The organism is Acinetobacter sp. BHS4, assembly GCF_018454425.1.
Taxonomy (GTDB): domain Bacteria; phylum Pseudomonadota; class Gammaproteobacteria; order Pseudomonadales; family Moraxellaceae; genus Acinetobacter; species Acinetobacter pittii.
Window position 1 is genome coordinate 3531206 of sequence record NZ_CP075323.1, and the last position, 19678, is coordinate 3550883.

Here is a 19678-nt window from a genome sequence, read left to right on the forward strand (position 1 = left end):
AATTCATGACTGTCAAAAAGGCACAAATGATGCCGACTTTTGCTTATGAAGGGGTTGACCGTAAGGGCGTAAAAATTAAGGGCGAACTTCCAGCTAAGAATATGGCCTTAGCTAAAGTCACTCTACGCAAACAAGGTGTAACTGTCCGTAATATTCGGGAAAAGCGTAAAAATATTCTTGAGGGTTTATTCAAGAAGAAAGTATCAACACTCGATATCACAATTTTTACTAGGCAACTTGCAACGATGATGAAAGCAGGTGTGCCACTGGTACAAGGCTTTGAAATTGTAGCGGAGGGTCTAGAAAACCCAGCCATGCGCGAGGTGGTACTCGGGATTAAAGGTGAGGTTGAAGGTGGTAGTACCTTTGCCTCAGCTTTAAGAAAGTATCCTCAACACTTCGATAACTTGTTCTGTTCTCTTGTAGAATCTGGTGAACAATCAGGTGCGCTTGAAACCATGTTGGACCGCGTTGCAATTTATAAAGAAAAAAGTGAATTGCTTAAACAGAAAATTAAGAAGGCTATGAAATATCCAGCAACGGTCATCGTGGTTGCTGTGGTTGTTACCATTATTTTGATGGTTAAAGTAGTTCCTGTTTTCCAAGACCTGTTTTCTTCTTTTGGTGCAGATTTACCTGCATTCACCCAAATGGTCGTGAATATGTCGAAATGGATGCAGGAATACTGGTTCATTATGATTATTGTGATTGGGGCAATTATTGCTGCCTTTCTGGAAGCTAAAAAGCGAAGCAAGAAGTTTCGTGATGGCTTAGATAAACTCACACTGAAACTCCCTATCTTTGGTGATCTGGTTTATAAGGCGATTATTGCCCGTTATAGCCGTACTTTAGCCACCACGTTTGCCGCTGGTGTTCCACTCATTGATGCCCTTGAATCAACTGCTGGTGCAACCAACAATGTCATTTATGAAGAAGCCGTCATGAAAATTCGTGAAGATGTTGCTACTGGTCAACAACTCCAATTTGCAATGCGTGTTTCAAATCGTTTTCCATCTATGGCTATACAAATGGTCGCAATTGGTGAAGAATCTGGTGCGCTAGACAGCATGCTCGATAAAGTTGCCACTTATTATGAAAATGAAGTTGATAATGCCGTTGATGGTTTAACTTCAATGATGGAACCTTTAATCATGGCAATTTTAGGGGTGCTGGTAGGCGGTCTAGTGATTGCTATGTATCTTCCAATTTTCCAAATGGGCTCAGTCATATAATGCAAGAAATTATTGCTTATTTTATTCAAAACTTAACTGCACTTTATATTGCAGTCGCACTATTGAGCCTATGTATTGGTAGCTTTTTGAATGTGGTAATTTATCGCACCCCCAAAATGATGGAACAAGATTGGCAGCAGGAATGTCAAATGTTGCTTAATCCCGAACTACCCATCATTGAGCATGAAAAGCTGACATTAAGTAAACCTGCTTCATCATGTCCTGCATGTCAGCAACCGATCCGTTGGTATCAAAATATTCCAGTTATAAGCTGGTTAATGTTAAGAGGAAAATGTGGCCATTGCCAACATCCTATTAGCATTCGTTATCCAGCGATTGAATTACTCACGATGCTATGTTCATTAGTAGTCGTCATGGTTTTTGGTCCAACCCTACAAATGCTTTGGGGGCTAGTGCTCACTTGGATTTTGATTGCTTTAACATTTATAGACTTTGATACTCAGCTACTACCTGACCGTTTCACCCTACCTTTGGCTGCTCTCGGCTTAGGTATTAATACCTTTAATATTTACACCTCACCTAACTCAGCCATTTGGGGATATTTAATCGGCTTTTTATGTCTTTGGATTGTGTATTACTTATTTAAAGTGATTACAGGCAAAGAAGGTATGGGCTACGGCGACTTTAAATTGCTTGCCGCATTAGGCGCGTGGATGGGACCATTGATGCTGCCATTAATTGTGCTATTGTCATCTTTACTCGGTGCAATTATTGGCATCATTTTACTAAAATTACGTAATGATAATCAGCCCTTTGCGTTTGGGCCATATATTGCCATTGCGGGTTGGGTTGCCTTTTTATGGGGTGACCAAATTATGAAAATTTATTTGGGAGGTTAAGATGGCTTTTATTCTGGGAGTCACAGGTGGTATTGGCAGTGGAAAATCTGCTGCAACACAATGGTTTGAATCCCAAGGAATCCAAGTCGTCGATGCCGATATTGTTGCTCGCGAAGTGGTTGAAAAAGGCCAACCTGCCCTTCAAAAAATCCAACAAACTTTTGGAGATTGGGTACTTCAACCCGACGGCAATCTAGACCGCCGTGCACTACGTGAATATATTTTTCAAAACCCTGAAGCAAGACAAACACTTGAGAAAATCACGCATCCAGCCATTCGCCAATCTATTGTTCAACAGCTACAAAACCCAAAAAGTCCTTATGTGATTTTAGTTTCACCCCTACTTTTTGAAACTAACCAGCATGAATTGGTGAACCACACCTTATTAGTTGATGCGAGTGAACAAACTCAAATTCAGCGTGCAAGCCAACGTGATGGGCAAAACCAAGAACAAATTCAGAAAATTATTGCAGCGCAAATGCCACGCGAACGTAAACGTGAACTTGCCAATGACATTGTGTTTAATGACGGATTACTTGAACATTTATATCAGCAATTAGAACCTTTACATCAAAGCTATTTGAAGCGCGCCAACTAATCTTGCTTATTTTGCTGCTGAATCTTTTGTGCCAAGCTATCTTGTCGAAACCAGCGCCAAGGTTGTAAGGCACCGATTCCCATTCCAACCAAGCCCACAACAATTGATGGACTTAATGATTCGCCAAGTAAAGGTACAGCTAAAATGGCAGCAATAAACGGCGCCAAAGTAACAATACTTCCCGTTTTAAAAGCACCAAGTCGCTGAATCGCTGCTACATAAGTCAAAGTTGCGATAATAACAACAAACACACCGTGGAAAATGCCCTGTATCGCTAGATGAACAGGACTGACTTCCATGAAATGTTTAGGCAAAAATAAAACATAGATGGGTAAGTAAATAATTGCAGACCAAATCGCAACACTCGCCATAGAGTGCCATGCGGAAAGTTTCCACTGTTTAAGTAATACAGTGAAAATGCCCCACCAAATCGCACTAATAAAAAGAAGTAAATCCCCCATGCCAAAAGCAGAAGCATTACCTTGCAACATCAACACACTCATGAGAGCCAAGGCAGTGATCATAATTGCCAGACTCACCCATGTATGCTTATCAAATGGTTGTCTAAATAAAATGTATGCTGCAATTGCAGTACAAATAGGAATACAACCATTTAAAAAAATGGCAGCATGTGCAGCGGGAGCATAGAGAAACGCGGTATAGACGGTAAGACAATAAATAACTCCGCCAATGAGTGCCAAAATAACAGCGTGCTTACTCCATAAAAAAGCGAGATCTTTCTTATAGATCAGAATCGGCATCAAAATCAGGAAGGCGATAGCAAAGCGTAGTGCAGCAATGTCCCAAGCACTGATGTGCCATTGTGCATTTAAACGGGCAAAAAGTGTAAACCCGCCCCAAATGCACATGGTCACCAATACAAAAAAATAACCTTGCTTACGGGGAGACATATCAAGACTGCTTACAAACTAGAAAGGCAGCTAGATTATACCTCAGAACGCTGACGGCAAGCCTCATAAAGTGCCATACCTGTTGCCACGCTCACATTTAGACTCTGTAAATTTCCAGACATCGGAATATAAACTTTATGATCACACTGTGCCTGTGTAATTGGGCGTAAACCTGTATCTTCGGCTCCCATTACGATCACGACTGGGCCAGAGAAATCACATTTTTGAATTGGCATTGCATTTTCATCAAGCATAGTGCCAATCACACGTGTATGAGTCGTCTCTTTGAGATGGGCTAATGTACGAGCCAAATTTGTTACTTGAATGAATTTAACTTTTTCAGCTCCACCCGCTGCAACTTTACGAGCTGTTGGGGTTAAACTTGCCGAACGATCACGAGGTACAATCACTGCTTGCACGCCCATTGCAGCAGCGGTACGAATGCAAGCCCCTAAGTTATGCGGGTCTGTCACCTGATCTAATGCCAGCAATAAAGCATCTGGGGTTTCAGCCAAGATCTGATCTAGATCTTTTTCATTTAAAGTCGGATGCGGACGTACTGCTGCAACCACACCTTGATGAAACGGTAGACCTGCAAGCTTTTCGAGACTATCACGGCTTGCTTTTTGTACACTAATTCCAAAAGGCTCTGCCAATTGCAAAATCTTTTGCAAACGCTGGTCATCCCGTCCTTTTAAAGTAAACAGGGTTAGCACACGTTCCGGCTCAAGTTCTAACAATGACTCCACTGAATGAACGCCATAATAATATTCCGGTTTTGCCATGCATGACCTCTAACAACGTTTGAGCAAAAAAATAAAAATCCTGCAAAGCCAACTTCACAGGATTTCTTTGGGCATAGTGTACCCGATTTGAATAGGAATTTCTTAGCCTTCTAAATGGCACACGTAATCGAGCACTTCATCAGTTTCGATTTTAAAAAGACTATTACCAGGCACATAAAATGATTGGCCTGCACGGAACAACTCACTTTCATTACTGTCCGCGATTGTTACACGGCATTCACCTGAAATAATTTCCATACGCTCAGGAACATGGGTTTCAAAAGTTAAAGCTTGCTCAGTCGGCAAAATAACACCTAGTGTTTTTTTTGTTCCATCTTCAAATTGCACGGTATGGCTGATACATGCTCCACCAAAATAAACGTTTGATTTTTTGATGACCGTTACATGATCAAATTGGGTTGAACTCATGCACACTCTCCAGATAATGCCGTATTTATATAAATTATGATGAATGTAGTTTAATTGTGCCTAAATAACTAATCAATCAGTTTTCATACGGATAGACTTGTAATTTCCACTGCTGTGCCTGAATTTTTTTGGCAAAAGCATAAGGTAAGTTAATCTCAATATTTCGACTATTCGACACAATTGCATCGTATCTGCAAACTTCGACCTGATTTTCATCTAGAAGTACCCAACACACTCTCTGTGCAGTTGGATGGGCAACTGCTGTAGCAACTACCGGTGAACCGTCATTCATTCCTACATGAAAATTTTCGCTGTCGTTTTGCATTAACGCCAGATCATAAACTGGAAAATCGATAGCTTCTGAATCGAATTGCTGGCTATCGTGTATAAGCACACTTTGTTTTAAAGTCGGCCAAATACAGTAGCGCAAATAATGCTGATCCATCACCCGATTATCCAGATAACGTCCGGTGGCAACATAATCCCTGATATGTGCTTCAATATTATGAAAAATCCCCGTACATCCACCCCACATTCCCGCCAAAATTAACTCGGTATGAGAATAATTGTCTCGCATTAAGTGAAACCATTTATCACTCTTGAGCCAAGCATCGACAGCTGCTTTTTCGCGGTGCGAGACAATGGAGTCGGCATCACGTATCAGAAAACGCTTAATTGTCGGATCATCCATTACAAAAAAGCGCCAAAACAAACCAGATAGCTGTTTTTGAGAATCTGTAACTTGAATAACTTGCGCGCCCTTCTCTTTTAAACGCTGTTGCACCAGTACTGGCACAGTATCATCGACATAAAAGCGACACGTCCATTCTGGATAAATTTGTTTGGCTAACTGAATATTTAAAATAGAGGTTTCACAATAGCGAGGGTTTGCCCCAAACAATGAAAAAGCAATAATATTTTCTTGAGGGTTTGCACTAAAGGTTGGTGGTACCTGATCTGGAATTACCAAAACAGGTTCGCTCTTCGCTAGTTCTTTTTTGGTTGCAATTGCCAAGCGTCCAAATTTGATTGTTTCTTCTTTTTTCTTTAAATGATGACAAACTTCTGTGAGCCCATCATATAAGTTTGTATTTACGTTAGCTCCACTTGCTTGAATCGCTTGTAAATAATGTTGATAGGCATCGTTATAACGGCCTAAGCGTAATTCGGTATAAGCTAAATCTGATAAGGCGCCAGTATGCTTGGGAACCAAATTAACAGCTTGTTTAACATGTTGATAAGCTTTGGCATAATCCCCTTGTGCTGCTGCCTGTTTAAATGCATTAAAATGCTGATTTAAAATTTTATTCATTTCCGCAGGATTATTTTTTTTATGGCGGTTGATCATCCCTATTGGTGGTTTCGGTAAGCTTAATGTTTTTTTCATTGTAAATATCCGCAATCTTGCTGTTCTATAATTTCAGTTAGAATAATAGATCACTTGTAGCAAATTCAAAACTTCTCTATCTTTAACCCATAATTTGGCGCGTTGGATGCGTTTATGCTCACACATTTAACTTTAATTAATTTTGCATTAGCTGATCATTTGGCTATTGATATAGAACAAGGATTTAATGTTCTAACAGGCGAAACAGGTGCCGGAAAATCATTATTACTGGATGCACTCTCTGCCTGCCTAGGGGAACGTACAGATACAAATTATGTCCGTTACGGTTCGGACAAAGCGGATATCACCGCTGTTTTTACCTATCAAAATAATAGTCCTGAAGCAAAATGGCTCCAAGACCACGAGCTAGATGATGATTCTGGGGAAATTCATTTACGTCGTGTTATTTTTGCAACTGGCCGTAGTAAAGCATGGGTCAATGGACGCCCGAGCAGTCTATCTGAACTCAAAGAATTAGGTCGCTTGCTGGTTCAGCTCTATAGTCAGCACAGCCAGCAGCAGCTGCTTGAACCACCTTATCCAAAGCATTGGTTAGATCGTTATAACAATTTTTATGCTGAAGCGAATGATGTACGTGAAGCCTATAGCACATGGCAACGTACCATTCGTTTGCATCAAGCAGCCTTAGATGCACAAGCAACCCGACTGCAGCGTATTGGTACTTTAGAGCATCAAATTGAAGAGCTCGAAGAGGTCATTCAAACTGACTATAAAGAAATTGAGCAAGAGTTCGATCGCCTCAGTCATCATGAACATATCATGCAAGATTGTAGCTACAGCCTAAATGTGCTTGATGAAGCTGAGCAAAACATTACTCAAGAAATGTCTTCGATTATTCGTAGATTAGAATCCCACGCGGGCCGTAGCGAACAACTTTCCGAGATTTATAATTCTTTACTCAATGCTCAAAGTGAAATAGATGATGCAACGGCAAACTTGCGTCAATTTATTGATCGACAAAGTTTTGATCCAGAACGAATGGAAGAACTAAATTCCAAGTTGGAAGTTTTCCACCGTCTGGCACGTAAATACCGAACTCAACCAGAAACACTTAAAGAAGAATATGAAGCTTGGCAAAGTGAGCTTGAGCAATTGCATCAACTTGAAGACCCAGAAACATTGGCAGAACAAGTTGAAAAGTCTCATGAGGAATTCTTAGAGAAAGCTCAGCATTTAGACCATATTCGCCGTGAAGCTGCTGCCCCACTTGCTAAACAATTAACCGAACAAGTCAAACCTTTAGCACTACCAGAAGCACATTTTGAGTTTAAGTTTGAACCATTAGAGCAACCTACCGCTGAAGGCTTAAGCTTTATTCAGCTATTATTTACTGCCAATAAGGGTATTCCTCCACAACCATTAGCACGCGTCGCTTCAGGTGGCGAACTTTCACGTATTGCGTTAGTTATGCAAGTCATGAACGCTGAAAAAACCGAAGCAGAAGTGTTAGTGTTTGATGAAATTGATGTCGGGATTAGTGGTGGTACAGCAGAAGTTGTGGGACGTTTACTTGCAGACTTAGCCCAACATGTTCAACTTTTATGTATTACCCATCAGGCACAAGTTGCTGCACAATCAGATCAGCATTTATTAGTTAAAAAGCAACAAACTGATCCGGCAAGCAGTACCATTGTACAACTTGATGAAAATCAAATTATTTCTGAGTTAGCACGCATGTCAGGCGGTGTTGAAATTAATGAAACAACCTTGCAACACGCAAAACAATTACGCCAACTTAAATTTCAGGCTTCTTCAAATTAATAAAAAATGAGAGAAAAAGATTGGCGAAATCCGATTAACTCTTGTATGTTGATAAAAAGAACCTATATAGATAAAAGGGTCGAGAGACCCTCTAGTGACATTTTTTGAGGGAGAACCGCTTAGGTGACCAAACAATATCTGACTCACCGTTGTCTGATTGCCCCGCCAGAAATGGCAGATGACTTTTTCGCAAACACTGTAATTTATCTTGCCCGTCATGATGAAGAAGGTGCTCAAGGCATTATTATTAACCGCCCTTCCGGCATTCAAATTAAAGAATTACTCAATGATCTCGACATTGAAGCAGACAATGTAAATCCACATGTGGTTTTACAAGGTGGGCCATTACGTCCCGAGGCTGGATTCGTTCTTCATACTGGACAACCGACATGGCATTCATCTATTGCTGTAGGTGAAAATGTTTGTATTACTACCAGTAAAGATATTCTTGATGCGATTGCCCACAATGAAGGTGTCGGCCGATATCAAATTGCTTTAGGTTATGCGAGCTGGGGTAAAAACCAGTTAGAAGATGAAATTACGCGCGGTGACTGGCTCATTTGTGATGCCGATATGGACCTAATTTTTAACCTGCCTTATGACGATCGTTGGGATGCAGCTTATAAAAAGATCGGTGTAGATCGTGCATGGTTAGCATCTGAAATCGGACATGCTTAATGACCGAAACACAATCAAAATCGATTATGGCTTTTGACTTTGGTACTCAAAAAATGGGAATGGCAATTGGCCAGTCCTCAATTGAAAGTGCCAATCCCCTCCCTCTATTTGTGATGAAAGATGGTATTCCAAACTGGGATCAGCTCTTAAAAATCGTGAAAGAATGGCAACCTGATCTATTTTTGGTTGGTTTGCCTTTGAATATGGATGATAGCGAGTCAGAACTTTCTACACGTGCCCGCAAATTTGCGAGACGTTTACGCCATCAAACCAATATTGAAACATTAATGGTAGATGAGCGTTTAACTACACGTGAAGCACGAGAAGAACTCGGTTTCTACCAAGAGCAAGGTCGAGCAAAAAAACTTTCTGCAGATAGTTTTGCAGCCGCCTTACTCATTCAGAGTTGGTATCGAAATCCAGTCGGTTTAACCCCGTAATATTAAAAAGGAAGGCTAAAGCCTTCCTTTTTTATTTCTCGTTTTATTTCTCGATAATATGCACAGTTGCCGTACGTCCAGAGACGAAAGCAAGCTGGTTCTTTGGTGTTTCATCCAATACGATTTTTACAGGCACACGCTGCGCTAAACGAACCCAACTAAACGTTGGATTTACATTGGCAAGAAGTTTAGAGCTGCTTGAGCGTTCACGATCTTCAATACCAGATGCAATACCTTGTACATGGCCTTTAATTTTCTGGCTATCACCCATTAACTGTACACTGGCCTGATCGCCGACATGAATACGGTTTAACTTCGTCTCTTCAAAATAGCCCACAACATAGAGTTGTTTACGGTCAAGTAATGCCGCAACAGCCTGACCAACTTGAACATAGTTACCTGGACGCATATCGAAGTTAGATAAAGTACCATCAGCTGGAGCAATTACCGCAGCACGATGCATGTTAAGCTCGGCCAAATGCAAGTTGCTCGTTGCCGCCTCAATCAGAGCCTGTTGTTGCTTAACAGTTGCTTCCGCTTGTTGAATAGCAGCTTGGAGTTGCTCATGTTCAGCATGAGATTGATCACGAGTTGCGAAAACTTGATCTTGTTCTTGTTTAGAGATAGCGCCATCCATAAGGTTTGAATAGCGGCTTGCATTTTTCTCGGCTAACTTAATATTCGTATCCGATTTAATCAGGTTCGCTTTTGCTTGTGCTAAACCAGCTTGCGCTTGGGCAAAAGCTGCATTTGCTTTTGCTAAATCAGATTTTGCCTGCTCTACATCTAAAGCTCGGCGAGAAACATCAATTTTAAAGAGCACCTGACCTTTTTTTACAGTCTGGTTATCTTGAACCAATACTTCTGTCACAAGCCCCGCAACATCCGAAGATACTTGAATAACGTCACCACGAACTCGACCGTCGCGTGTCCACGGCGCCGCATTATAGTAATTCCATAAATGCACAATGCTATAGACTGCCACCATTAATGCGACAATCAAAATTACTGGACGGATGACTTTTTTCAAATCCACCTGATTCATTTCACTCACCTAACTCAATCTTTAATTTCGCAAACATCTCTACGCACCGACCCCAACAAAAATTTGATGTATTACCAAAAGTAATAAGAGGTAAAAACACAAATTAAAAATACTAGGTAATGCAATCCAGCCTTGTGCAATCAACTTATTTGTTAAAGGACTTAACCCACGGAAACAGATATATGCCAAGAGTGCTTGAACGAGCAAAGAAGGCACATAAATACCATAAACATTAAACTCACCCATTTGCTGTGGCTCCTCTCAGGGTGCTGTTTTCATTCATCTGCTCTGATGAAACATGGCACATGCTATAAGCAATATTGTTCAGTGAAATGAGTAGTCTTTGTCGCATAGTCATATCTTCAACATTTGAAGCAAGCTGTTTTAATTCAAATAACGCTCGGTAGATTCGCTCTACTAAAGCGGTCGTATCATTTTCATCGTTTTCTTTAGCTCTAAACAACTCATCCAGATTTTGTTGCAAATCGCCAATATGCTGAGTGAGTTCGGATGTTTGGGGAAACTGATTGGCTAACTCTTGCAATCGGCTTAAATCAACAATACTACTCGACTCAATCAGGGCCTGATGAATTGAAGTTTTAATCTCGTCTGATTGCACCATTTTGCTGTTTAGAATCCCAATCCGATCTAGCATACTGCGTAGATGAACTTTAAAATCAAGACCATATGGCAGATAGATCGCTTGTCGCATGGCACGGTAATGCAAGGCTAAAATACGGCTTGCACTCGTGTCTGGTGACATGGCGCGAACAACATCAATGACAATCAAAGACACTAAAACACCTAAGATCATGGCAAATGAACTATCAAGATAAGACACCGCATCCATGCTATAAGCATTGTGCAAGTTTAGTCCCATCATGGTATTAATACCCAGCACCATACCTACTGGCATCAGCATCTGGTTAGCCATCATAGACACTGCGAATAAGAACATCGGCAACAAAACCAGTCCAAGTTCCCAAAAAGTGGTGACATGTGGGAAAATACCAAATGCATAAACGAAAACTAAAACTGCTGAAGCAATACTGCCCCAGATAAAAATACGCAAAACTGGAACTGGGTTATCTAAGGCCGTTAAAATACAGGCGGTTACTGCGCCCATTTGTGCCATCATAAATCCAGCTTTCCACCCCGAAACAATCCAGACTCCAGTCACAATAAATGTAATTAGGACTGCACTAATACCGCCTCGTATCGCTACACCATGGTCACGGTGCAAACTTGGATATTTGGTCGTCATTGGGGTAATGTTGTCAGGAATTTCTTTATTACCTTGCTGAATTCGCTGCCACAAGACTTTAACCGCTAAAACATTGCTAATGAAATGGCGCACATCCATTTTCATGGCTGCAACCAAAACTTGTTGGTGTGTAGAAGCCGACTCCATCAAACTTGCAAAATCGCTTTCAAACTCATCAGGCAACTGCAAAATATTTTCATCAACGATTAGATCTTTTTGCTCTAAAAACTGTACAACATGAGCTGAAAGCTGTTGCAGTTTTTCTGCATGAGTCTCGATAAACCGAAGTTCTTTAAGCTGCTTAATACGCTCAGATAAAGCGACTAGATTAGCCACCACCATTGAGATTTGATGAAGCATTTCCTGCAAGGGTTTGGTCATACCATGCAGTTCGCCCTTTTCATAGCTCAAATGTACTGCCAAAGCATGAATATCTGTGGTGTCGCGAGTAATGGCAGCCAAGAGCTGAGTATTGTTCTGCTGCGAATCTGTATTTAATAAATTAGCAAACAGATTCTCTGTATCTTTTAGGGTTTTTATCACCCGCTGTTTAATTGCCGAGCCAATATGCATTGGAAGAATCGTGGCAGAAACCACTGCACTTGAAATCACACCAATCGAAATTTCTATGACCCGAGCTAAAGCAATATCGAATATATTGTATTGATCAATATAGGTAATCGCATTGAAGACGATCATGGCTGTCGAGTAACCGGCCAGCATAAAAGCATAACTACGTGGAGTACGATCGAGTAACGACACATAAAGCGCAAAACCCACCCACAACGACAACACCACGGTAAATATCCAAGGTGTATTAATTAAATGCGGTGTTAGAGTTAAGGCAATCACAGCTCCGCCAATTGTCCCTACCACTCGATAGACACATTTAGAAGACACCATTCCTGAATATGGATTGGCAATAATCAGGACCGTACCAATCGACCACATCGGGTTAATCAGATCTAATTCAAACGAAACAAATAGTGCCAACATTCCGGCAATAAATGTTTTTAAGGCAAAGATCAGATCAAGCCTACTCGGGCGAAACGCCAGTATTTGCTTTAATAACATGAACTCATCTCAAATACAGATTTGAACTGATGAGCATGCCCTTCAATATTTGATTGTCTTTCTAAAGACAACACAACTTTGCCATTTGCCTCAAAGCAAATGATATGAGGAGCATCCTTCAATACAATGATTTTTCCACATCTCGCCTGATTGGCCGAAATGATTTCAGTTTGGGCGCCATTTAAACGGCCAAGCTTTGGAAAGAAGAGGTATCAAGAAATCAATCTGGAACCGATCAATTTCTCGATTAGATATTTTGTTTGGCAATTTTTTCAAAATAAAGCGATTTAGTCAACTAAAATATCTCTATTTGATAATTTGATATATTTTTTAATTATCGTATATGATGTATAAGCCGAGAGAACTTTTCTCTTTGTCAGAGTAAAATACTCAAATCAGGCATTTATTTTAGAATTGAGACAAACCTTCTTTTTTTCTGTTATAAAAACTCAAAGATGACTCGTTGTTAAAGGATACGAACAAGACATTATGGCAATTTCAAGTTTTGGCAAAATTTTAACCGTACTGGACCTATTTTCAGTTTCGCGTCCAATCATTAATGTCGATATTATTTGCGAAGAACTTGGCTTGTCCAAACCAACGAGTTACCGTTACCTCAAAGAGCTAGTATCAGCTGATCTATTAAAACGCATTAATGGAACCTCTGGCGATTATACCTTAGGCTCAAAAATTGCAGTTCTTGACTATATATCTAGAACAACCGACCCACTGGTTCAAATCAGCACGCCATTTATGCGAAATATTGTAGAGCGTACCGAGCTGTGCTGTTTGCTTACCTATTTAAATGATGATTATTGCATTGACATACATCATGAAATATTTAAAGACACTGAGCTACTTTCATATGGCCGAGGCTGCCCAAGACCGATTTACGTTGGATCATCTCCAAAAACAATGGTTTCGCATTTAAGTAAACAGCGCATGCAGGACTACTACCACCGTTACCAGCAAGAATTAAAACAATCAGGTTTTGCTGAAGATGAACCGAGCTTTATTCAGCGTATGCGTAAAATTAAAAAACAAGGGTTCTATTTCTCACAAGGTGAGATTGACCCAAATGTTTCAGGTCTAGCTGTTCCTGTTCGTTTTTCAAACAAAGAAGTACCTTTAGCTTTGACCTTAGTTGCCTCTAAAAATCGTTTTGATTTTTTAAACGTTGAAAAGCTTATCGAAATTTTGCAAGAAAATGCGGCACTTATTGAACAACGTTTTATGGAATTATCTGAAAAAGGTGAAATCTAAAACTCCACCTTATGATAATTTAAAGTTTTCTTACACTTTAAAACATTGAATATATCACAATATTCTCATATTATGATTTTAGCTCCTATTGATGATTCTTTTCATCAGCAGCTCATCAGTAGAAGCATCCCCCTCAGAGGAATAAGCTCATGCTGCCATCATGGGCTTTTTTCTTGTCTTATTTTTATAAAAACTTAAATTGCCGAAAAGTAAGATTAATACGTGGTTGTAAAATCTTTGTTGAGCGATTTAAACGGTGTTGCCAATATTGTTGAGTCTCACCACGCATCACAATGAGTTGGCCTGGTTGTAGCCACAATTCAACTTTCTCTTTACTTTGAATATGTCTAAAAGAAAATTTACGAGTAGCACCAAAGCTTAAAGAGGCGATTGTTGTCGTTCTTGCCAAAGAAACATCCGAGTCACTGTGCCAAGCCATTCCTTGGGTTCCATCTTCATAAAGATTTGCCAAACAAGAATTAAATTTTTCTGAAAGTATTTTTTCTACCTGTTGTTTTAGTTTGGCGAGTGCTTTGTCCCAAGGTAAAGAATCACGTGCGACACCCGAATATTTATATTGATAGTAATCATCTCCATACCATGCAACTTTTCGAGCTGTAATAAAGTGCTTGCCATACAACTTAGCCTCGTCATGTTTCCATGCGAGGTGTTGATAAAGATAATGAAAATATTGTTCAGCTTCTTCAAGGCTTAAAATACAACCATAGTCCTGAACTTCACCATCGTAGGGTAATAAATTCTCACAAGGATCTGGAGAAAATAAATCCAAGGTCATACGGTCTCTCCATGTTGCTTTGACATCTCCCAAGCTAACAATGCCAATTTACGCCCCTTTTGCCAATGATATTCTCCGACCATCCCTGTGGCACGGATCACTCGATGGCAAGGAATCAGATATGCAATCGGATTTTGTCCAATTGCAGTAGCAACGGCTCTGACTGCTTTAGGCTTCCCAATTTGCTCTGCAATGTCTTGATAAGTACGCAATTGACCTTCTGGAATGGTGAGCAAGGCTTCCCATACTTGTAGCTGAAATGGGGTTCCAGCCAAATTAAGAGGAAGTTTCTGCTGTAAGTGTTCTGAAAAATCCTGTTCAAACCACTTTGCAATTTGTTGATGCCAAATCGGTGACTGATTTTTCAATTGAGCTTTCGGAAAGTACTGTTTAATTAGTTGTTCAATATTGTCGTGAGTTTCGATAAACCGTATAGAACATATTCCTTTTTCACTACTGACCACCAACAACTCACCGAAGGGACTTGTCTCAACCGAATAATTAAGAATAACGCCTTCGCCTTGTTGTTTATATTCCCCAGGCGTCATCCCTTCAAGCTGAATAAACAGATCGTGTAAACGTCCTGTGCCAGATAAACCCGTATTTAAAGCGGTTTCCAATAAACTCCGTTGTTGCAACAAATGATATTTGGCCTGTTGCAAACTCATATATTGCACAAATTTTTTCGGGCTAATCCCTACCCATTCTTGAAACTGGCGTTGAATATAACCTGAACTTAAATTCATATGGCTCGCAACATCGTCCAGACTGGGTTGCTGGTCTAGATGTTCATATAAATATTCAATCACAGTGGCAATTACAGCAAATTGCCGAGAAGAAAGCATTTGCATGTGTCACCTCCTTAGCACTTATATCTTACATTAAAGTAGCTAAAGCCCCATGACGACCCGATTCTTGCACTCTTCAAAAATAAAAAAGCCTTTCATCGTAGAAAGGCTTCATCATTCAATATGCACTTAAGGTTGCTTTAAATAAGGCCAAGCTGCTTTGAGGTAAATAAACATAGACCATAAAGTTAAAATGACCGCTGTATATAACAAAGCATAGGCAAGCATTTCTAAAGGCTGCCAATTAAGTAAGAACACACTAATGGCAATCATTTGAAAGGCTGTTTTATATTTACCCACAGTCGATACTGCTACACTGGTTCGTGCGCCAAGTTCAGCCATCCATTCACGTAAAGCAGAAACTGTAATTTCCCGTGAAATAATAACAATTGCGGCAAAAGCCATTGAAATGGTTGGATTCCACTGCACTAAAACAATCAGTGCAGCCGCCACCATGAGCTTATCTGCAACTGGATCTAAAAAACGGCCAAATGCTGAAGTCTGGTTTAAAGTTCGTGCTAAATAGCCATCAAACCAATCGGTAATAGCAGCAAACACAAAAATAGCCGTCAAGATAATATGACGACTCATACTTCCTTCGTGCTCACCAATACCCATTGCAGGCGGCCAATACGCGATCACCAAAAATACAGGAATAAGCGCGATACGCGCTAATGTTAGGATATTTGGGATATTCAGGATTCGCCCTGTGGTCATAAACACCGCCAATTAAGTCTTCATGCATCTTGTAACAGACAAAAATACTTTCTTCAATATTGTATCTATCTGTAACAGCCACTTTATACGAAATATATGAATCGAGGAAGTGGACTGCTTAGGTAAATACCGTAACAGTTTGCCGTAAAATTGCAATTAAATGATCATTTTGGTCCCAAAGATGGGCATATTCTGTGGAATAACCTTCACCTGCATATTCAGTTACCACTTTATATTTAAACCAGTCACACAATTGATGTTGGAACGGATGGACATAGGTAATGTGCCAAGTTAAAGAACTTGCAGGAGCAACTTGCTTAAACATCGGCAATACACCAGGCGGCCAAATATCCATCAAAACAATTAAATCTGGCAAAGTCATTTGACGATTTTCATGCTTATCGGGATTAAACCTTGACCATCCTCCAAAGTCAGCATACTGACTTCCTGTAACAGGATAATGACCTTCCGCCCAGCATACATCAAAATGTTGATAGCATTCTGGCATTTGTCTAGCAAAAGGAATAGGTTGTAACTCTTCAGGTTGCCTATAAACTGGAATGTTAGGCTCATGTCGCACTTCAATATTCGACGCACGCGGCACACCAAAGCTTGCGACCAAAATCGTTTGTACCGCACCATCTTGCCATAAACGGGTTTCAAGCGTAGTGACCGATTTCCCTTCTCTTAAAATTTCAATAGTCAATTGAGCAGGTCCCTGCTGTACAGGCCCCACAAAAGTAATACTACAGCTTAATAATCTTTTATTTGGATCTTGAATATTGCAGCAGGCTTTTTGCATGAGTAGTCCAGCAACAAGACCACCAAAAACAGTTCGCCCCTGCAACCACCCTTCAGGTATTTCAATCCATTCCTTTTGTTTTATTTCTTCAAATAATTGCAGTAATGACATTCACTTCCCTAAAGCACTCCGACTCTTGATAAAACATCTTTCATCATTTTAAAGGGAATGTGAATGATCATTCTTGTACTTATATGCCAACTATTTGGTCACTCGGCATAGAAACCTATCTTTATTCATGCAGAATTTTATAAATCGTTCTTGCCATCATTTCACCAAAACCGGGCACAAGAGTAAGCTCTTTTTCAGAGGCTTTTAAAACACCTTGAATCCCACCAAAATGGGTTAATAAATCTCGACGGCGCTTTGGCCCTAACCCTGGAATTGCTTCCAAAACTGAGGTACTACGGCGTTTGTCACGTTTAGCACGATGTTTGGTAATCGCAAAACGATGGGCCTCATCACGCACCTGCTGAATCAAATGCAATGCCTTATGGTCTTCTGGTAACTGGATTTTTGTGCCGTCGGTAAAATGCAGGGTTTCAAGTCCGGGTTTACGCCCTTCACCTTTAGATACACCCACCATAAAAGCGTCTAGCCCAAGCTCTTGCATGACCTCCATTGCCATATGGAGCTGGCCTTTACCACCATCAATCAACAGTAAATCAGGCAATATGGCTTTTTTATAACGACGTGTTAAAGCTTGACGCATAGCAGCATAATCATCGCCTGCTGTAATGTCTTGAATGGCAAATTGGCGGTAGTCACGTTTACGCGCCCCGCCTTGGTCAAACACGACACATGAAGCAATTGGAGCTTCACCCATGGTATGACTAATATCAAAACACTCAATACGATCGACAGGTCTTCCTACCACTTGCTCTAATTGATGGAAACGTTCATTAAGTTCTAAATGATTACTCAATTGCCCTTTAATGGCATGTTGAACGTTCATTTCGGCTAGCTCCAGCCACTCGGCACGAGTTTCTCGAACATTACTCTTAATCTGAACTTTTTTGCCAAACTGCTGTGCCAGCGCTTCCTCTAATTCTTTACAGTCAGGCAAAGCAATATTTACGATAAGCTCATTGGGAACTTCATCTGCAACTTGAAAGTAAAAGTTCGCCATAAAGTCACTAAGCATTTGCCCAAGATCATCACCGAGCATGTCAGGGAAATAACTTTTTCCACCCAGCATTCGCCCACTGCGTACATACATAATTTGCACGCATGTCACGCCTGCCTGATATGCAATTGCCAGAATATCCGCTTCGCCTTTGACTTTAAATACGGCTTGTTGGGCTTGTACTTCACGCAATAAAGATAAACGATCACGGTAAAAAACAGCTTTTTCAAATTCAAGCTCAGCCGCTGCTTGTTCCATTTTGGCAATGAGCTCTTGATTAAGCTCTTTGGTATCACCTTGCAAAAAGCGAATACTATTATTAACGTCTTCTTTATAATCTTCGGGCGAAATCAGACCTACGCACGGAGCTGAACACCGCTTGATCTGGTATTGCAAACATGGACGCTTGCGCTGTGAGAAATAGCTATTTTCGCACTGACGCACATTAAAAAGTTTTTGCAAAACCAGTAACGTATCGCGTGCACTATAGGCACTTGGGTACGGGCCAAAAAACTTACCAATTTGGTGCTTACCTTTACCACGCCCACTGGCAAGCCGAGGATAAGGCTTATCAGCCGAAACAAAAATATAGACATAAGACTTATCGTCCCGCAGCATAATGTTATAAGGCGGACGATGTTGTTTAATTAAGTTTTGTTCTAAGAGTAAAGCTTCAGTTTCCGAACGAGTAACCAAAGTTTCAATATCATAAATTCGTGCAACTAAAGCTTGCGTTTTAGGATGCTCAATCGTTTTAACAAAATAACTCGATACCCGATTTTTTAGATTTTTTGCTTTGCCGACATATAACAATTCACCCTCCTTCCCTAGCATTTTATAAACACCTGGAAGCTGGGTCATGTTGGCTAAAATTTTTTCAATATGAGGACGAGCGTTTTGATTCACTATTGGCATGCATGGCTTAATACTGAATACCTAATGTGATGTTTTCACCCCTAATTTTCAAGTGCTTTACTGTGCTAGAACATAAATTTGGAAAGCAATTTAAATATGGTCCGACAAATTGTGTCGTACTCGCTTAAGAATCTAGACGATAGTAACTATATTTAACGTCTTTTTCTTTGTAGACCGCATAGGTTTTTTGACGAAAATCCGAGAACCAACCATTGCCCGTATAGCCTGCAATATGACCATAGGTGTGGCCACTAGTTCGCTCAATAATGTAAATATCACCTTCTTGTGGACGGTTGAAAGCAGGTTTAATTTTCTTATAACCATTCTTTTCTAGAGTTTGCCCCCAATCAGAAGCAGCTACAGGATGCTTTGACACATCTGCTCCAGCCGCTTGTAGAGCAATACGGATATTTTTGGCACATTTCTCTTTACTATGGTTGGCAGAGATACTTTCGAGCTTACTCGAGAACTTATGCAAATTAATATTTTGGTCTTCAGTTTTATGATTTTTAGTTCTAGATCGCTTAGATTTTTCAGTCGTCGAAGCTGCTTGTGTTAACATCACTTTTGTTTTTAAATCACCTTGAGAACTGTCTTCTTTTCTCTCCTCGATATGATGAACATGTGCATGAGCTGCGTGATGAGCATGAGCCATTTTAAAACCTACTTCCGCTGACCAGTCTTCGAAAAAACCGCGCCATTGTAGAATCAAAATTGCCTATTGAC

21 protein-coding genes are annotated in these 19678 nt (G+C 40.3%); 7 read left to right on the top strand and 14 right to left on the bottom strand.

The annotated features are described in order from the left end of the window. Window positions 1-5: 5 nt before the first annotated feature. The 3 genes from KIP84_RS16935 to coaE are packed head-to-tail and all read left to right on the top strand — an operon-like array spanning window position 6 to window position 2690. Window positions 6-1232, top strand: coding sequence for a type II secretion system F family protein (locus KIP84_RS16935; protein ID WP_125738580.1), 1227 nt, complete (start codon window positions 6-8; stop codon window positions 1230-1232). Continuing rightward, window positions 1232-2092 (top strand): A24 family peptidase, encoded by an 861-nt coding sequence (locus KIP84_RS16940; protein ID WP_002114758.1) that lies wholly within the window; start codon window positions 1232-1234, stop codon window positions 2090-2092. The genes KIP84_RS16935 and KIP84_RS16940 overlap by 1 nt, the downstream gene beginning before the upstream one ends. A gap of 1 nt (window position 2093) precedes the next feature. Continuing rightward, entirely contained in the window at window positions 2094-2690 is a 597-nt protein-coding gene (coaE, locus tag KIP84_RS16945; protein ID WP_032070755.1) for a dephospho-CoA kinase, read from the top strand. On the opposite strand, the gene KIP84_RS16950 is transcribed toward coaE, so the two are convergent. The 4 genes from KIP84_RS16950 to KIP84_RS16965 form a co-directional block, all read right to left on the bottom strand. After that, on the bottom strand, window positions 2687-3601 hold the full coding sequence (locus KIP84_RS16950; protein ID WP_174724350.1) for a DMT family transporter: 915 nt from the start codon (window positions 3599-3601) through the stop codon (window positions 2687-2689). The genes coaE and KIP84_RS16950 overlap by 4 nt on opposite strands. Window positions 3602-3636: 35 nt before the next feature. Then, window positions 3637-4386 carry a 23S rRNA (guanosine(2251)-2'-O)-methyltransferase RlmB gene (gene rlmB, locus KIP84_RS16955; protein ID WP_213688957.1) on the bottom strand — a complete coding sequence of 250 codons (750 nt, stop codon included), beginning with the start codon at window positions 4384-4386 and terminating at the stop codon, window positions 3637-3639. Between the two features lie 102 nt (window positions 4387-4488). Then, window positions 4489-4815: a pyrimidine/purine nucleoside phosphorylase gene (locus KIP84_RS16960; protein WP_002115102.1), complete on the bottom strand. Its 327-nt coding sequence runs from the start codon at window positions 4813-4815 to the stop codon at window positions 4489-4491. A gap of 76 nt (window positions 4816-4891) precedes the next feature. After that, complete coding sequence (locus KIP84_RS16965) at window positions 4892-6202, bottom strand: tetratricopeptide repeat protein (RefSeq protein WP_213688958.1); 1311 nt, start codon at window positions 6200-6202, stop codon at window positions 4892-4894. A gap of 114 nt (window positions 6203-6316) precedes the next feature. Between KIP84_RS16965 and recN the strand changes: the two genes are divergently transcribed. The 3 genes from recN (at window position 6317) to ruvX (ending at window position 9102) form a co-directional block, all read left to right on the top strand. Beyond that, window positions 6317-7984 carry a DNA repair protein RecN gene (gene recN / locus KIP84_RS16970; RefSeq protein ID WP_069122154.1) on the top strand — a complete coding sequence of 556 codons (1668 nt, stop codon included), beginning with the start codon at window positions 6317-6319 and terminating at the stop codon, window positions 7982-7984. A gap of 123 nt (window positions 7985-8107) precedes the next feature. Beyond that, window positions 8108-8662, top strand: coding sequence for a YqgE/AlgH family protein (locus KIP84_RS16975; protein WP_002114753.1), 555 nt, complete (start codon window positions 8108-8110; stop codon window positions 8660-8662). Continuing rightward, window positions 8662-9102 carry a Holliday junction resolvase RuvX gene (gene ruvX, locus KIP84_RS16980; RefSeq protein WP_002115066.1) on the top strand — a complete coding sequence of 147 codons (441 nt, stop codon included), beginning with the start codon at window positions 8662-8664 and terminating at the stop codon, window positions 9100-9102. The genes KIP84_RS16975 and ruvX overlap by 1 nt, the downstream gene beginning before the upstream one ends. 43 nt (window positions 9103-9145) lie before the next feature. On the opposite strand, the gene KIP84_RS16985 is transcribed toward ruvX, so the two are convergent. The 4 genes from KIP84_RS16985 to KIP84_RS17000 are packed head-to-tail and all read right to left on the bottom strand — an operon-like array spanning window position 9146 to window position 12607. After that, window positions 9146-10147 carry an HlyD family secretion protein gene (locus tag KIP84_RS16985; protein ID WP_213688959.1) on the bottom strand — a complete coding sequence of 334 codons (1002 nt, stop codon included), beginning with the start codon at window positions 10145-10147 and terminating at the stop codon, window positions 9146-9148. A gap of 39 nt (window positions 10148-10186) precedes the next feature. After that, entirely contained in the window at window positions 10187-10393 is a 207-nt protein-coding gene (locus KIP84_RS16990; RefSeq protein WP_002115096.1) for a DUF1656 domain-containing protein, read from the bottom strand. Next, window positions 10386-12485, bottom strand: coding sequence for an FUSC family protein (locus KIP84_RS16995; RefSeq protein WP_032038064.1), 2100 nt, complete (start codon window positions 12483-12485; stop codon window positions 10386-10388). Before KIP84_RS16995 ends, KIP84_RS16990 begins: the two co-directional genes overlap by 8 nt. Continuing rightward, complete coding sequence (locus KIP84_RS17000; RefSeq protein WP_002115031.1) at window positions 12476-12607, bottom strand: hypothetical protein; 132 nt, start codon at window positions 12605-12607, stop codon at window positions 12476-12478. Before KIP84_RS17000 ends, KIP84_RS16995 begins: the two co-directional genes overlap by 10 nt. Window positions 12608-12974: 367 nt before the next feature. Here KIP84_RS17000 and KIP84_RS17005 point away from each other — a divergent pair, with 367 nt between their 5' ends. Further along, window positions 12975-13748, top strand: coding sequence for an IclR family transcriptional regulator (locus tag KIP84_RS17005; protein ID WP_002114686.1), 774 nt, complete (start codon window positions 12975-12977; stop codon window positions 13746-13748). 184 nt (window positions 13749-13932) lie between these two features. Here KIP84_RS17005 and KIP84_RS17010 read toward each other — a convergent pair whose 3' ends face one another. The 6 genes from KIP84_RS17010 to KIP84_RS17035 form a co-directional block, all read right to left on the bottom strand. After that, entirely contained in the window at window positions 13933-14544 is a 612-nt protein-coding gene (locus KIP84_RS17010) for an alpha-ketoglutarate-dependent dioxygenase AlkB (RefSeq protein ID WP_213688960.1), read from the bottom strand. Further along, window positions 14541-15395: a methylated-DNA--[protein]-cysteine S-methyltransferase gene (locus KIP84_RS17015; protein WP_174725240.1), complete on the bottom strand. Its 855-nt coding sequence runs from the start codon at window positions 15393-15395 to the stop codon at window positions 14541-14543. The genes KIP84_RS17010 and KIP84_RS17015 overlap by 4 nt, the downstream gene beginning before the upstream one ends. Before the next feature lie 126 nt (window positions 15396-15521). Then, the gene (gene pgsA / locus KIP84_RS17020; RefSeq protein WP_002114808.1) at window positions 15522-16109 is read right to left on the bottom strand and encodes a CDP-diacylglycerol--glycerol-3-phosphate 3-phosphatidyltransferase; all 588 of its coding nucleotides are present in this window, start codon (window positions 16107-16109) and stop codon (window positions 15522-15524) included. A 118-nt stretch (window positions 16110-16227) separates the two neighbouring features. Continuing rightward, entirely contained in the window at window positions 16228-17022 is a 795-nt protein-coding gene (locus KIP84_RS17025) for a thioesterase family protein (protein ID WP_078224386.1), read from the bottom strand. Window positions 17023-17143: 121 nt separating this feature from the next. Then, complete coding sequence (gene uvrC / locus KIP84_RS17030; RefSeq protein ID WP_213689862.1) at window positions 17144-18943, bottom strand: excinuclease ABC subunit UvrC; 1800 nt, start codon at window positions 18941-18943, stop codon at window positions 17144-17146. Window positions 18944-19076: 133 nt separating this feature from the next. Continuing rightward, entirely contained in the window at window positions 19077-19607 is a 531-nt protein-coding gene (locus tag KIP84_RS17035) for a CHAP domain-containing protein (protein ID WP_213688961.1), read from the bottom strand. Between the last annotated feature and the right edge of the window lie 71 nt (window positions 19608-19678).

What these genes read in the sequence shown, in the direction of transcription:
- KIP84_RS16935 (WP_125738580.1), top strand. Translation starts at nt 6, where the DNA reads ATGACTGTCAAAAAGGCACAAATGATGCCGACTTTTGCTTATGAAGGG.
- KIP84_RS16940 (WP_002114758.1), top strand. Translation starts at nt 1,232, where the DNA reads ATGCAAGAAATTATTGCTTATTTTATTCAAAACTTAACTGCACTTTAT.
- coaE (WP_032070755.1), top strand. Translation starts at nt 2,094, where the DNA reads ATGGCTTTTATTCTGGGAGTCACAGGTGGTATTGGCAGTGGAAAATCT.
- KIP84_RS16950 (WP_174724350.1), bottom strand. Translation starts at nt 3,601, where the DNA reads ATGTCTCCCCGTAAGCAAGGTTATTTTTTTGTATTGGTGACCATGTGC.
- rlmB (WP_213688957.1), bottom strand. Translation starts at nt 4,386, where the DNA reads ATGGCAAAACCGGAATATTATTATGGCGTTCATTCAGTGGAGTCATTG.
- KIP84_RS16960 (WP_002115102.1), bottom strand. Translation starts at nt 4,815, where the DNA reads ATGAGTTCAACCCAATTTGATCATGTAACGGTCATCAAAAAATCAAAC.
- KIP84_RS16965 (WP_213688958.1), bottom strand. Translation starts at nt 6,202, where the DNA reads ATGAAAAAAACATTAAGCTTACCGAAACCACCAATAGGGATGATCAAC.
- recN (WP_069122154.1), top strand. Translation starts at nt 6,317, where the DNA reads ATGCTCACACATTTAACTTTAATTAATTTTGCATTAGCTGATCATTTG.
- ruvX (WP_002115066.1), top strand. Translation starts at nt 8,662, where the DNA reads ATGACCGAAACACAATCAAAATCGATTATGGCTTTTGACTTTGGTACT.
- KIP84_RS16985 (WP_213688959.1), bottom strand. Translation starts at nt 10,147, where the DNA reads ATGAATCAGGTGGATTTGAAAAAAGTCATCCGTCCAGTAATTTTGATT.
- KIP84_RS16990 (WP_002115096.1), bottom strand. Translation starts at nt 10,393, where the DNA reads ATGGGTGAGTTTAATGTTTATGGTATTTATGTGCCTTCTTTGCTCGTT.
- KIP84_RS16995 (WP_032038064.1), bottom strand. Translation starts at nt 12,485, where the DNA reads ATGTTATTAAAGCAAATACTGGCGTTTCGCCCGAGTAGGCTTGATCTG.
- KIP84_RS17005 (WP_002114686.1), top strand. Translation starts at nt 12,975, where the DNA reads ATGGCAATTTCAAGTTTTGGCAAAATTTTAACCGTACTGGACCTATTT.
- KIP84_RS17010 (WP_213688960.1), bottom strand. Translation starts at nt 14,544, where the DNA reads ATGACCTTGGATTTATTTTCTCCAGATCCTTGTGAGAATTTATTACCC.
- KIP84_RS17015 (WP_174725240.1), bottom strand. Translation starts at nt 15,395, where the DNA reads ATGCAAATGCTTTCTTCTCGGCAATTTGCTGTAATTGCCACTGTGATT.
- pgsA (WP_002114808.1), bottom strand. Translation starts at nt 16,109, where the DNA reads ATGACCACAGGGCGAATCCTGAATATCCCAAATATCCTAACATTAGCG.
- KIP84_RS17025 (WP_078224386.1), bottom strand. Translation starts at nt 17,022, where the DNA reads ATGTCATTACTGCAATTATTTGAAGAAATAAAACAAAAGGAATGGATT.
- KIP84_RS17035 (WP_213688961.1), bottom strand. Translation starts at nt 19,607, where the DNA reads ATGGCTCATGCTCATCACGCAGCTCATGCACATGTTCATCATATCGAG.